General features: G+C 39.6%; 14 protein-coding genes. 4 read left to right on the forward strand and 10 right to left on the reverse strand.

The window, feature by feature from the left end:
- Positions 1 to 11: 11 nt before the first annotated feature.
- The 4 genes from ACQKFG_RS03930 to ACQKFG_RS03945 all read right to left on the reverse strand — a co-directional run bounded on the left by ACQKFG_RS03930 (position 12) and on the right by ACQKFG_RS03945 (position 3,521).
- Entirely contained in the window at positions 12 to 854 is an 843-nt protein-coding gene (locus ACQKFG_RS03930) for a MurR/RpiR family transcriptional regulator (RefSeq protein ID WP_427556400.1), read from the reverse strand.
- 204 nt (positions 855 to 1,058) lie between these two features.
- Positions 1,059 to 1,940, reverse strand: a complete 882-nt coding sequence (locus ACQKFG_RS03935) for a radical SAM/SPASM domain-containing protein (RefSeq protein WP_427556403.1) — start codon at positions 1,938 to 1,940, stop codon at positions 1,059 to 1,061.
- 242 nt (positions 1,941 to 2,182) lie between these two features.
- On the reverse strand, positions 2,183 to 2,503 hold the full coding sequence (locus ACQKFG_RS03940; protein ID WP_349729156.1) for a DUF3889 domain-containing protein: 321 nt from the start codon (positions 2,501 to 2,503) through the stop codon (positions 2,183 to 2,185).
- A 49-nt stretch (positions 2,504 to 2,552) separates the two neighbouring features.
- Positions 2,553 to 3,521: a M14 family zinc carboxypeptidase gene (locus ACQKFG_RS03945; protein WP_353871533.1), complete on the reverse strand. Its 969-nt coding sequence runs from the start codon at positions 3,519 to 3,521 to the stop codon at positions 2,553 to 2,555.
- Positions 3,522 to 3,653: 132 nt separating this feature from the next.
- Here ACQKFG_RS03945 and ACQKFG_RS03950 point away from each other — a divergent pair, with 132 nt between their 5' ends.
- Positions 3,654 to 3,896 (forward strand): YhdB family protein, encoded by a 243-nt coding sequence (locus tag ACQKFG_RS03950; protein WP_427556407.1) that lies wholly within the window; start codon positions 3,654 to 3,656, stop codon positions 3,894 to 3,896.
- Positions 3,897 to 4,028: 132 nt separating this feature from the next.
- Here the strand turns inward: ACQKFG_RS03950 and ACQKFG_RS03955 are convergent, their stop codons facing one another.
- The 3 genes from ACQKFG_RS03955 to ACQKFG_RS03965 form a co-directional block, all read right to left on the reverse strand.
- Positions 4,029 to 4,556 (reverse strand): NADPH-dependent FMN reductase, encoded by a 528-nt coding sequence (locus tag ACQKFG_RS03955; protein WP_076367619.1) that lies wholly within the window; start codon positions 4,554 to 4,556, stop codon positions 4,029 to 4,031.
- 166 nt (positions 4,557 to 4,722) lie between these two features.
- The gene (locus tag ACQKFG_RS03960) at positions 4,723 to 6,453 is read right to left on the reverse strand and encodes a phospho-sugar mutase (protein ID WP_427556411.1); all 1,731 of its coding nucleotides are present in this window, start codon (positions 6,451 to 6,453) and stop codon (positions 4,723 to 4,725) included.
- A gap of 153 nt (positions 6,454 to 6,606) precedes the next feature.
- A complete protein-coding gene (locus tag ACQKFG_RS03965; RefSeq protein ID WP_192203477.1) occupies positions 6,607 to 8,154 on the reverse strand; it encodes a carbon-nitrogen hydrolase family protein in 1,548 nt (515 codons plus the stop codon).
- Between the two features lie 202 nt (positions 8,155 to 8,356).
- On the opposite strand from ACQKFG_RS03965, the gene ACQKFG_RS03970 reads away from it, so the two are divergent.
- Together ACQKFG_RS03970 and ACQKFG_RS03975 are read left to right on the forward strand one after the other, a co-directional pair.
- Positions 8,357 to 8,644, forward strand: a complete 288-nt coding sequence (locus tag ACQKFG_RS03970) for a hypothetical protein (RefSeq protein WP_349729159.1) — start codon at positions 8,357 to 8,359, stop codon at positions 8,642 to 8,644.
- A gap of 126 nt (positions 8,645 to 8,770) precedes the next feature.
- Entirely contained in the window at positions 8,771 to 9,241 is a 471-nt protein-coding gene (locus ACQKFG_RS03975) for a thioredoxin family protein (protein ID WP_192203476.1), read from the forward strand.
- A 67-nt stretch (positions 9,242 to 9,308) separates the two neighbouring features.
- On the opposite strand, the gene ACQKFG_RS03980 is transcribed toward ACQKFG_RS03975, so the two are convergent.
- A complete protein-coding gene (locus ACQKFG_RS03980) occupies positions 9,309 to 9,728 on the reverse strand; it encodes a YhcU family protein (RefSeq protein WP_260284401.1) in 420 nt (139 codons plus the stop codon).
- A gap of 231 nt (positions 9,729 to 9,959) precedes the next feature.
- Between ACQKFG_RS03980 and ACQKFG_RS03985 the strand changes: the two genes are divergently transcribed.
- Entirely contained in the window at positions 9,960 to 10,871 is a 912-nt protein-coding gene (locus tag ACQKFG_RS03985; protein ID WP_427556416.1) for an RluA family pseudouridine synthase, read from the forward strand.
- Positions 10,872 to 11,073: 202 nt separating this feature from the next.
- Here ACQKFG_RS03985 and ACQKFG_RS03990 read toward each other — a convergent pair whose 3' ends face one another.
- Together ACQKFG_RS03990 and ACQKFG_RS03995 are read right to left on the reverse strand one after the other, a co-directional pair.
- Positions 11,074 to 11,328 carry a GlsB/YeaQ/YmgE family stress response membrane protein gene (locus ACQKFG_RS03990; RefSeq protein WP_179086047.1) on the reverse strand — a complete coding sequence of 85 codons (255 nt, stop codon included), beginning with the start codon at positions 11,326 to 11,328 and terminating at the stop codon, positions 11,074 to 11,076.
- 464 nt (positions 11,329 to 11,792) lie between these two features.
- Positions 11,793 to 12,623, reverse strand: a complete 831-nt coding sequence (locus tag ACQKFG_RS03995) for an aldo/keto reductase (protein WP_342615168.1) — start codon at positions 12,621 to 12,623, stop codon at positions 11,793 to 11,795.
- Positions 12,624 to 12,698 lie beyond the last annotated feature (75 nt).

The following is a 12,698-nucleotide window of genomic DNA, read 5'->3' on the forward strand; positions in this document are numbered from 1 at the left end:
AATTTAATCTTTTAAAAGAAAAATTCGTCTTGATTGAACGCATCATATATAGCTTTTCTTTCTTTGAAACCCTTTTCGTCCTTAATCGATACACCAGCTATTAAACTATTCAATAATGAGAATAACACTGGTGCCGTATCGATAGTGGAAGTCCTGGGTGTTGAAATGGGCAATAATATGTCAGCGTATTCAGCAATTGGAGCCAGTTCAGAATCTGTAACGCCAATTACAAATGCACCCGCTTTTTTGGCCATTTCCGTAATTTTCACAGTCTCTTTAACATAACGGTGAAAAGAAATAGATATGAAAACGGAATTTTCAGTCATTTTATTCAACAGTAAAAAAATATCATCTGTATCAGGCCTATATAAATGGACCTCATCCCTAACAAGCCGCAGCGTAAAGGTTAACCAATGTGCTGCGGAAAATGATAACCGGTGTCCAGATATCAAAACATTGTCAGCTGCCGCCAATTTATCAACTGTTTTGGAGAAATCTTCATTTGATAAATTATTCATTGTCTTTTCGATGCTGATGATATCTTGCCCCATCACCTGAGCCATGAAGTTTGGCTGATTCGCGGCTTCAAGTTTTGAAGAGTGATATTCATTCAAACTGCTGCTCTCGTATATCAATTGATTGCGAATAAGTTTTTGAAGTTCCGCATATCCACTTAACCCCAATGAATAGCAAAAGCGGATGATGGTCGTTTCACTGACCCCTATATCTTTACCGAGCTCTTGAGCTGAAGTGACTGCAAATGTATGTGAATGCACTAACAAGTATTTTGCTACCTTTTTTTGACCAGTGGATAAACTAGGGAATACTTCTTTAACCTTTTGCTGTAAATCCATAAAACATCCCCTCTGAAGCAAGATATGAATTCAATACTTTTTATATGACAATATGAAGTTATCACTTCATCAATAATAGTGAGTATTTTATCACAGGACTTCCAATAAAACAATAATATTCTGAATTTTTAATAAAAAAGGAGGGGCAATATCATTCAATCACACAAAAAAACACGAAGATGGACTCCGTGGTTTTTCTTAATCTTATTTTTTATGGCGCTTAGCATAGCCACAGCGTTTACATAATTCTTCAACTGCACATCTTCTTGAAAAACCATCGTACATATTTTTCGCCCGTTCACCATTCAAAATGTCTTCAAGTGATGTTTCGAATATATTTCCAAGCGGTATTTTCCCTTCACTATCCAAGCAACAAGGTACCACTGTACCATCCACCAAGATGCCTAACTGATCTCTAAGGGCATAGCAGAAAATATTTTCATCGATAATGTCACGGTCCAATTCCGGCCACTCGAATTTTTCGGCCATGTTTATATAAACCCGGTCCTTCAACTTAATATTATTCTTTTGCTGAAGAGCTTCACTTAAGCGAATGTCCAATGAAAGCTTCTCCTCCAGCATGCTAAGAATATCGTCGTTTAGGCCATTACTCGCTTTTAATTCAGCCGTATCCATATTCCATAAACGAATGGCACAAATCACTTCACTTTTTTCATTTGCTTCATTTATGAAATCGGCAATATTACTGACATAAGAATCAAGACTATTGTTCGTATCGTTTGCCTCAAAGCTATGAAGTGAAATATTCACCTGCCGAAGGGCTTTTTTGGAGAGCAGCTTGTCTTTGACCTTTTGAATCAAAGTACCGTTCGTTGTAATATTAACCTTCAGGTCATTTTCAGCACTGATATCCAGGAATGTACCCAAATTTTTATTTAAAAATGGTTCACCCATCAGATGAAAATAAATATGATCGGTGTGTGGTTTGATTTTCTTGATTACATCCGTAAACCCTTCAGGATCCATGAATTTCAGGGTCCTTTGCAAGCTGGAACTTGGACAAAAATTACACTTCAAATTACATATATTCGTAATTTCCACATAAACTTTCTTAAACCTTCTCATTTTCTAATACCCCTACAATCAAGCTTATTGTTTCAATCTGATACTAACTATACTGGTTAGCTGCTCATAAATGCAATGAAAACTTCATGGCAGCTGAACGGATGCGAATCACTTTCCATTGGCAACTAATCCGGTATTCACCATTTTCCGGACAACCTATAAAAGAAATCAGAAAAAAACATCTTCTCGAGGTGAAGATGTCCGGTAAGGTGCCTACCTTGAATTTTCGACTTGTTCTGACCTCACTTTCCTTTTTGCTCCGTGACCTTCAAACTAAGTAATTTTTCATTTTTCAAATCATGTTGTACGGTCACGATGACATTGAACTTCTGCCCTTTATCATCGACCAAAAATCTGAAAACGTCTTCGACGAGATTTTTCGATACAGTTTTTCTGCCCTTATATTCGTAATCGTTAATCTCAACTTCAGGATAATCCGCCTGCACAACTGTAATTGCAATCTTTCCGTATTTTTCGTAATCGGGTTTTTGGGCATGTGCTGAAATGGCACCTGCTTGCATGATTAAAAAAATCCCCATTAGCAACACGATGACTTTTTTCAAAATCTTTTCCTCCTTATACTTTTCGCTTACTATTATTATGTAAAATTGTTCAGTTGTTATGCAGCTGCTTCGCTTCTTTTACAAGCATGATTCCAACCAATCGATTCCTCTTCCACTCCTCAGGAAACACAGCCAACGGCGGATTGGTTTCATCCACTAAATAACTAAGTTCGATCGTCATTCCCGGGCGGCGGAATTCAGTAATGAACCAATCCGTAAATCCGCTTCCTACCGCTTCTTTTTCCGGAAAGGTCAGTTCATATCCAGTCAATTCGGCAGTTTTTTTGGCAATCCCATAATCCCTCGCCATATTTTTCCGTTTGTTTTTGTAATGCCAAAAGATTTCCCTTCCTGAGGTATGGTAGGAAACAGCAATAAGGGGATCGATCTCCTTCGTGAAATCCGTAAGCGCTTTTACTTCAGCTGCTTCTAATGGTTTTCCGCCTTTATAAAATTTATACGTTGGTTTTGTTTCATCACTCATGACCTCTTGCCATCCAGCCGGATACTGCCTATTTAAATCAATGCCTTTAGCGTTGGCTTTCCACCTGGACCAATTCCTGCTAAATCGGTTCATTTTCCATACTGCAGCCTTTTCAAAAACATTTAAGTTGGAGAGATCTCCTTGCTGGATGCTTACTCCATCTGGATTCAGCATCGGAATGAACCAGATGCTCACTTCATCCAATGATTCCGTCCGGTATTCTCCAACTTGTTTGCCCGCTTGATAGGCGGCTGCATACTCTTCAAGCATGCGCATTAAAAGTATGGAACTGAGCCATTCCCTTCCATGATGTGATCCCACCAGCAAAATCGATCTTTTTCCTTTTCCTAATTTGACTGCCTTTATATTTTTCCCTTTTTCAGTTTGTCCGATTATTTTAACGTTAACTTCATACTGCTTTTGGATTCCCTGCAGATCCATTTCCATCTGTTCAGGGGAATACACTTTTGCCGCCAGCGATGGTTCAGGAAAAAAAAGCAGCACCAATATTCCTATTACTAGTATTTTCCTCATGTACTCACCTTTTATTTTTATTCAGGAAAAAAGCAACAACCGCGGTCCAAATACATCGCCACTTATTGTAAGGAAATGTTCTTTCATATCTGAACAAAATACAAATAGCTCCTTATTAAGGGGGAGAAAAACATGAGGATAGCGGATTATGATCAGGCATTGTTTCACACACACCGTTCTGATTGGGACAGCTTGTTAGTATTGATGGTTCGAACGAAAGATCACTTTCTTTCGAAAAAAATAGAACATTTTTTGCATGCTTACAGGTTTGAGCATGATTATCAAATCATTCAATCCCAGTTGTATGCACTGCTTCGCTATCTGGATCATGCGGCAGAACAAACAAATGATTATTTAAGTGAACTTCCAAGCTAAAATCAACTATAGTTTTTGCAAAACGGGAAAATTTATACAAGAGGATTAATTATCGGGGATATAACTTTGGCTGGTGAAACCCTATAAAAACAAGGAAGGGTCAGGTATTTAAATACCTGACCCCCATTTTCTTTATTTTTTCATTGCAGTATATGCAGTTGCATACATTTTAAGCTCTTCAATCATACCTTCTACAAGTACGGCAGACTCTTCAAATAAACCATCATTTTCGTAATCGAAGCAATGTGGATCAAGAACCAATTGTTTAGCGATCACATTTGCATAAAGGCTTCGACCCACTGTCCTCATGGAATTCAAGGCGTTGATTCCACCTTTACCTCCGCCGGATACAGCCAAAAGTGCAACTGGTTTATGCGTGAATTGCTCACTGCTTAGAAAATCCAAGGCATTTTTCAAGGCTCCGCTCATGGAACCATGATATTCCGGAGTGGTCAGGATTACGCCATCCGCTTCCTCGATGCTTTTCCGAAGACCTTGAATCACATCCAATTGATATTGCTCACCTTCACCTGAATATAAAGGGATTTCACTATTGCTTAAATCAATAAGTTCCGCTCCGTATTTCTTGGATATGTAGCGTGAGGCTATCCCCGTACGCCCTTGTTTACGTGGTGAACCGTTAATGATTACTAATTTCATGAATTTATACCTCCATTATTCCCGATGTTTTCCGAGATCATCGCCAATACAGTATACCAAACAGGAAACGGAATTTCCTAGAATTTTGATCATTCATGCTGCTGAAAATTTCCCATCACAAAAAAACGAAAGACCGAAAAGGGTCTTTCGTTTAGCTTTCATACATTTAAACCAACGCCTCAATCTTACTCATGAAATCTTCCATGACTCCCGATAACTTGGACTCAGCTTCTGGCATGGATTTACCTTGGACACCGAAATAGAATTTAATTTTCGGTTCAGTGCCAGAAGGACGGAGGCAAACCCATGTACCATCTTCAAGGAAATACTTCAATACATTTGATTTCGGAAGCTCGATCAAATCTTCATCATTCGAAAGTAATGTACGCTTTTTGCTGCGTTGATAGTCTTCTTCAGCAACTACCGGAATGCCAGCTATTCGGGAAGGGGGATTTTGACGGAATTGATTCAATATTCCAGAAATCTGTTTCGCTCCCTCTATGCCCTTTAAAGTCAATGAACGCAATCCTTCCAAGTAATAGCCGTATTTTTCAAACACATTCAGTAACCCTTCATATAGTGTCAATCCCTGCTTTTTATAATAAGCACAGACTTCAACAGCCAGCACTGCGGCTTGAATGGCATCCTTATCACGTGCAAAGTCTTTAATCAGGTAACCGTAGCTTTCTTCATATCCGAACAAAAAGCTATTTTCCCCGCTTACATAATATTGATTTATTTTCTCGGCGATGAACTTAAACCCGGTAAGTACATCTACCGTCTTCAAGCCATATGACTCGGCAATCGCCCGACCGATTTCTGAAGTGACGATGGTTTTTAAGACGACTCCATTTTGAGGAATCTTCCCTTTTTCTTTTTTCTGGGACAGTAAATAGTCCAGGAAAAGTGCACCTGTTTGATTTCCAGTCAGGACAACATATTGACCTACTTCGTTTTTCACGGCAATTCCAAGCCGGTCGGCATCTGGGTCCGTTGCGATCAATAAATCCGCTTCCACTTTGTTTCCAAGTTCGATGGCCATTTCAAATGCAGCTGGTTCCTCAGGATTTGGTGACTTAACTGTCGAAAAATCCGGATCTGGCAATTCCTGCTCCTTGACGATATGCAAATTTTGATACCCTAAGCTTTGCAGTGCCCGCCTGACGGATTTATTGGCCGTTCCATGAAGCGGTGTAAAGACGATTGACACATCTATTTCCTCGGCAAGCTGCGGATTCTCGGGAACTGTGAGCAACTCACGGTTATATGCCGCATCCAATTCCTCCCCGACCATTTCGATGAGGCCCTTCCTTTTAAGGATATCAGCTTCTTCAATCTGAATTTCAAGCTCATTTTCAATGGCATTCACGTAGCTGATCACTTGATCGGCTGCTTCCGGGGGCAATTGTGCCCCATCCTGCCCATAAACCTTGTAACCATTATATTCAGGCGGATTGTGGCTTGCCGTGATGACGATTCCAGCAAAAGCATTCAGCTCGCGAACCGCAAATGACAATTCCGGAGTCGGACGCAATTCATCGAATAAATAAGCCTTCACACCAAATGTAGCCAGGGTCTTTGCTGCTTCGAGTGCAAATTCCGGGGACTTATGCCTCGAATCATAAGCGATCACAGCCCCTCTTCCTTTTGCTTCTTCCCCAAACGAAGAGATATATTGAGCCAACCCAACCGTAGCCTTCCTTACAGTGTAAAGATTCATCCGGTTCGTTCCCGCTCCGATTTCCCCACGCATTCCGCCTGTTCCAAATTCTAAATTTTTATAAAAGGCATCTTCGAGTTTTGCTTCATCCAGCTGCATTTCCTCAAGGAGGACACGTAATTCCCCATTTAAATTCTGGTACCCTGCCCATGTGGTATATAAAGATTTCCAATCCATCTCCAACATCTCCTCCCAACGCCTTATTTGTAATGATTATGTACCTTCCTTACATATACAAAATTATCATATTTATTCCAATAAATGAAGTAAAGGCTCGTAATGAAAAGAACCACATCTAGTGTTCTTCACATCACGAGCTCTTTTACCTCTTTATTTTTCGCCATCTTTGTAATGCAGATTGTATATATCATGGCGGCGATCTTTCAATTGCCTTACAGTACCAGACTGTCGCTCCCGCCTTAAGATTTCCAAATCAACATCGCCAATCAGGACCATCTCAAGGTTCGGGCTGGTTTCCCCGACTATGCCATCACGCGCAAATTCGAAATCCGATGGAGCGAAGATTCCCGATTGGGCATACTGAATATCCATATTTTCCGTTTGCGGAAGATTCCCGACCGTTCCGGAAATGACGGTATAAATTTGGTTTTCCACGGCACGGGCCTGAGCACAATAACGAACTCGCAGGTAGCCTTGCCTGTCTTCCGTACAAAATGGAGTGAATATGATTTTGGCTCCCATGTCGGTAGCAATCCGGGCGAGTTCTGGAAACTCAATATCATAACAAATTTGTATGGCGATTTTTCCACAGTCCGTATCAAAGACTCGAACGCGGTCACCGGCGTTAATACCCCACCATTTTCTCTCATTTGGTGTGATATGAATTTTATATTGCTTTTCAATCGTTCCATCGCGACGGAATAAATAAGCGATATTATAGATATTATCATCATCTTCTTTTACAAAATGGGAACCGCCGATGATATTGACGTTATACCTTACAGCTAAAGTGGTAAACAATTCAATGTACTGCTCCGTGAAATCCGAAAGTTTCCGTACAGCCAAGCTTGGTGATCTTTCATTCAAGAAAGACATCAGCTGGGTGGTGAATAATTCCGGGAACACGGCGAAATCCGCATTAGCATCCGAAGCAACGTCGGTAAAATACTCGACTTGGTTAGCGAAGTCTTCGAATGAATCGATTTTACGCAGCATGTACTGCACGACGCAAACCCTTACCGGTTCTGATGTTTTATAATAACGTTTTGTTTTCGGTTGATAATCGACGTTATTCCACTCCATGAGCGTAGCATACTTATTCGATTGCAGATCATCCGGTAAATAATTCGGATTGATCCTCATAAGCGTGAACCCATTCAAAAGCTGGAACGAAAGAACTGGATCATATATTTTATGCAATTGCACTTCTTTCACATATTCCCTTGGTAACAGTTCGTCCGCATGTTTATGGTAATTGGGGATCCTGCCGCCGATAATGATGCTTTTTAAATTCAAATGGGCAACAAGTTCTTTTCTTGAATCATATAGTCTTTGTCCAATTTTCATCCTGCGGAATTTAGGATGGACCATGACCTCGATCCCATATAAATTATAACCGTCCGGATTATGATTCGTGATATATCCATTATCTGTTACATCGTCCCATGTATGCCGGTCATCATATTCGTCAAAATTAATAATGAGACTGGAACATGAGCCAATCACTTTTCCATCATATTCAGCCACAAACTGTCCTTCCGGAAAAATTGCCAGATGACTCTCAAGCTGATCTCGCTTCCAGGGAACCATTCCAGGAAAGCAACTCGACTGCAAAGCAATTATTTCATCTATGTCTCCTAGCCTCATATTACGTATTTCCATTATTTTTTCATATTTATGCAGGTCCAAATTGGGCATTTTCCTCATACTCCTTTAATCTCTTCCATAAGGATTATACCCCTTATTCAAAAATTAAAACAACTGAACCTACCCATGGATTTCAAAATTGCATGGATAAAAACCATTCTCAATGCCCGATAAAAAGAATATATATTTTACAGACCCCGTCCATACATACTATACTTTTCATGAGAGCGAAAAGAGATGGGGAAGAGGGACCATGAACAAGACTATTTGCAATGGGGAAAACCTATTAACTTTAGCCTTGGCTGCTCCATCATTGCTATGTTTGGAAGCTTTTATTTCTCTGAAATTAAGCAAAATGAACCGTTTGCGCTCTGTTGGTATCAGCGACGTATCCTTTTACGATCATTTTAGGAATTGCAATCATTCGATAGGATCATTGGATTTGCTTTTATACCAGGATAGTAACAGCATCGGTGCATACATTTTCACGTATCATTATTTTGCAAAGGTTTCATTCTTTCCCGAACACACCCTTGCATGAGGAAGGGTTCCATGTACAGGACAATATATAAACGTATTGGTTTCATCACCATCACGTTCTAGCCTTGACTGCATTCGTCATTATTATTTACATCGTATGGACAAGATCCAAGGAGGTTGCAGCTTAATGAAGAAAATGGCTATATTTTTAGTGATAATCGTCGCCCTTTTTGTCCTGCTGGGCGTTTTTACAAACATGAAAAAAGAAGAAAAATCAAAAGGAAATCCATACGGCAAGGATAAGCTTAAACCTGCCACTGTCGATCAGCTGGATGACCCCAATTATCAAAATTTGATCCTTCCTGTAGAGTTAGAGAAGGACCTCCAAGATAGTAAAGACGTGACCGTTTATTTCTATAGTCCTACGAATTCAACCAGTCAAAAAACCACACCAGTCGTAGCACCTTTGGCCGAGAAGTTGGGTATTGATCTTGTTCAATTCAATCTTTTGGAGTTTGAACAAGGATGGAGCGATTATGGCATTAAAAAGACCCCGACCATCGTTCACTATAAAAATGGTGAAGAACAAGAACGAATCGTCGGTTTTAATGATGAAGTAACGTTCGAGAAATGGTTCGAGGACCATGATATTAATTAAGAATGAAAAAATGAGCCGGCCCTAACGGAAATGATTCTCCCGTTATAGCCGGCTCGTTTTTTTTACCTTATACTAAATATTGATTCGCCACCTGGATGTCCATCATCTGCATATCATTATTCGCTTCTTGGTTTATGCTTGAAAAATGGTCATAATAAAAAGGGAAGAATATTCCGCATTCATTCAATAGTGTGATGTTATGTTGGAACAATTCTTCAGATTTAGATTCCATCATTATAAAATCTTCTCTCTTTTGTTTGTCTAATATCGACATAAGAACTTGAAGACATGTCATTACTTGAAATGCATCTCTTAATGTTGCCAAGTAAGTAACAGAACTTTGATTGGGTTCTAAAACGCCAATCTCGCGAAAATGAAGAATTTCACTTTCCGTAAAGTATTTTGGAAATACAGATTCGTAGAAACGAGAAACGAGACTCGCTATTTCTTGCTCTTGTTCTTCAGTTGAAGAAAAGACCGTCTTCACTAAAAAAACCACCTTTTTTCAGATCCGTTAGACCTATCTATTATATGTATATTCTAGGACAAGCGATTTCTTTCCCCATAGAATAACATAAATTTTGTAAAAAATATGTGGTAATTTCCACCACGGAAATTTCAACAATAGGTCCAAGGTTACTTTTTTCATGATTTATCTTTAATTATTATATATTTTTTCATTTAAATAAAACCAAAGTAGTCGAAAGTAGGAGTTTAATTGGAAAATTTTAAATTAACTAACCAACATTTAAAAATAGATGTTCTCCAAAGTTGGAATGGATTAACATTGGATATGCTTTTTAGGGACCGGTGGAAGGCCCCAAAGAAATTAGTCCATGAATGGAGGATGAGTAAAGAAGTGACAGTGAACGGAAATTCCGTCGCATGGTCAACTGTTCTTAATGAAGGAGATACGATCAGCATCCCTTTATTGGATCACGCTGAAAATGAAACAGTTCAAGCGACAGACTTAGGAATTCCCATCATATATGAAGATGATGTGTTGTTGATAGCCAATAAACCGGCTGGAATGGATACCCACCCTTCTCAACCGGGTGAGTCACACTCCCTCATCAATGGAGTGGCGCACCATCTTCAAAAAACTGGCCAGTCCTGTATGATCAAGCATATTCATAGGCTTGATCAGGATACCACCGGTGCGGTCCTTTTTGCCAAAAACCGCCTCATAGGGTCCATGCTGGATAGAATGTTGGAAGAAAGGGAGATTAAACGGACATATCTAGCTTTAGTTGAAGGAAACATTAAAAGGAACGAAGGCGAAATCAAAGAAAAAATTGGCCGCGATCGACACCATGCCACGAGACGAAGGGTTTCCCCTACAGGCCAGACGGCAGTCACCCATTTTCAGGTACTCAATCGCGATCCCAAGAAAAACTTGACACTTGTCAGCTGTACACTGGAAAGCGGCCGAACCCATCAAATCAGGGTGCATTTCAGTCATTTGAATCACCCCTTGGCCGGAGATACCTTGTATGGCGGAAAAAAGACATTTCCACGTCAAGCCCTGCATGCTAGGAAAATTGAATTCATCCACCCCATTTCAGAAAAAAAAATGAGCATTGAAGCTCCTTTCATGGATAGACCTGAAATATTCGATATCACCATTTAAACTGAATAAACACCGTTCCATTGGGAACGGTGTTCTTATTACTTCCATTAGTATGAAATTGTTGCCCATATTTTTTTGTGGACCAGCGGCAGGATTTTCTACGATTGGGGCGAATTGATGGCTTAAAGGCATGTCGGGACGAAAATCCGTCCATTTTGGCAAAAAAAATAGCTGGCCACTTGGGCCAGCTTAATCTTTGCATTTATGAAGCTTTTCTCATGCCTTTTAAGATAAGGCTTAAGACGAAAACAAACACGATAGCACCAATCAATGCTGGAATTATAGCGAAATCCGCTACTGAAGGGCCCCAGTTCCCAAGAATCAACGAACCTAACCATGCACCAACAAAACCAGCGATAATGTTACCGATAATTCCAAATGGTACGTCACGTCCAACAATCATACCTGCTAACCAACCAATGATACCTCCGATAATTAATGACCATAAAAATCCCATAATATATTTCCTCCTTAAAATTAGTTATTTTTCAATTTCTGCAGCAGACTCCAAGAAATCAAATCACTTCCATATTGTCATGCCTTTTTTCAGTAATTTTAACTTTTACATTCAAATGGTATGATGCCGATAACGCACAATATCTAATGAATGTGAATGTTTTAGTTATTGGGTAGATTTAGCTAGCTATAGCCCTTGAGTAACTGATTGGACAATCCTCATGTTAGTGAATTTTTTCTTTTTGTTTGCCGCTGTACTCATTATTTTCCCCGTTTAATTAATCTAAAACCTAATTTTTTTAAAAAATATTTGGCAATGAAAACAGGATTATTAGACATATTAAACGGGTATACCATAGGCTCAACTTTGTCACATAGTTAGTATAAGCAATAACTGTCTCAATTATGTTCATGAGGAAAAAGAAAAAGGATGCCCCATTTGGGACACCCTTCTATCAGTATTTTTTAAAACAAAAGTTCATCGGGATTGCTGCCGAACCGTTCATTTTTGTTCAAGGCATCTATTTGATTCATTTCATTCAGGCTTAATGAAAAGTCAAATACCTCTGCATTTTCCTCGATACGGGACGGTGTAATCGATTTAGGTATTACAACTAGATCATGTTGTAGATGCCACCTAATCAATACTTGGGCTGAGCTTTTCCCGTGCTTCTTCGCTATATGATTAATTGTCGGCTCTTCCAATAGGTTCCCTCTGCCCAGCGGGCTCCAGGATTCTACCTTTATTTCATGTTTTGCACAGTAGTCACGAATTTCGACTTGAGTCAAAAGTGGATGCAATTCAATTTGATTGACGACCGGTTTCACTTCACTGTTTGCAAATAACTTCTCCAAATGATGAACATGGAAATTACTTACACCGATTGATTTCACCTTTCCATCCTTATAAAGCTTTTCCAATGCCCTCCAGGTTTCCAGATATTTATCTTTTCCCGGCCAGTGGATCAAGTATAAATCCAAGTATTCCAAACCAAGGCGATGTAAACTATCATCAAATGCCTTGAGCGTCGTTTCGTATCCTTGCTCTGTATTCCACACTTTAGATGTAATGAACAATTCTTCACGTGGCACTCCGCATTCCCGAATCGCCTGGCCAACACCTTCTTCATTTTCATAAATGGCCGCCGTATCAATCGCACGATAACCAACTTCGATCGCTTTCTTGACGGATTCAACCGTTTCATTGCCATTTTTCACTTTAAATACACCGAAACCCAACTGTGGCATTTTAACTCCATTATGTAAGGTGATCGTTTCCCCAATATTTGAAATCATTCCATCATTCCCCCTTACTTTTATTTACCAATTATACATCCCTCCACCTTCTATTTCTAACCATAAGCCTCGGGA

This window comes from Peribacillus sp. NPDC076916, assembly GCF_050269675.1.
Classification (GTDB): Bacteria; Bacillota; Bacilli; order Bacillales; family DSM-1321; genus Peribacillus; species Peribacillus aracenensis.

Coding starts and splice junctions, on each gene's coding strand:
- ACQKFG_RS03930 (WP_427556400.1), bottom strand. CDS start 854: ATGGATTTACAGCAAAAGGTTAAAGAAGTATTCCCTAGTTTATCCACT.
- ACQKFG_RS03950 (WP_427556407.1), top strand. CDS start 3,654: ATGAGGATAGCGGATTATGATCAGGCATTGTTTCACACACACCGTTCT.
- ACQKFG_RS03965 (WP_192203477.1), bottom strand. CDS start 8,154: ATGCCCAATTTGGACCTGCATAAATATGAAAAAATAATGGAAATACGT.
- ACQKFG_RS03935 (WP_427556403.1), bottom strand. CDS start 1,940: ATGAGAAGGTTTAAGAAAGTTTATGTGGAAATTACGAATATATGTAAT.
- ACQKFG_RS03995 (WP_342615168.1), bottom strand. CDS start 12,623: ATGATTTCAAATATTGGGGAAACGATCACCTTACATAATGGAGTTAAA.
- ACQKFG_RS03990 (WP_179086047.1), bottom strand. CDS start 11,328: ATGGGATTTTTATGGTCATTAATTATCGGAGGTATCATTGGTTGGTTA.
- ACQKFG_RS03960 (WP_427556411.1), bottom strand. CDS start 6,453: ATGGATTGGAAATCTTTATATACCACATGGGCAGGGTACCAGAATTTA.
- ACQKFG_RS03975 (WP_192203476.1), top strand. CDS start 8,771: ATGAAGAAAATGGCTATATTTTTAGTGATAATCGTCGCCCTTTTTGTC.
- ACQKFG_RS03970 (WP_349729159.1), top strand. CDS start 8,357: ATGAACAAGACTATTTGCAATGGGGAAAACCTATTAACTTTAGCCTTG.
- ACQKFG_RS03955 (WP_076367619.1), bottom strand. CDS start 4,556: ATGAAATTAGTAATCATTAACGGTTCACCACGTAAACAAGGGCGTACG.
- ACQKFG_RS03945 (WP_353871533.1), bottom strand. CDS start 3,521: ATGAGGAAAATACTAGTAATAGGAATATTGGTGCTGCTTTTTTTTCCT.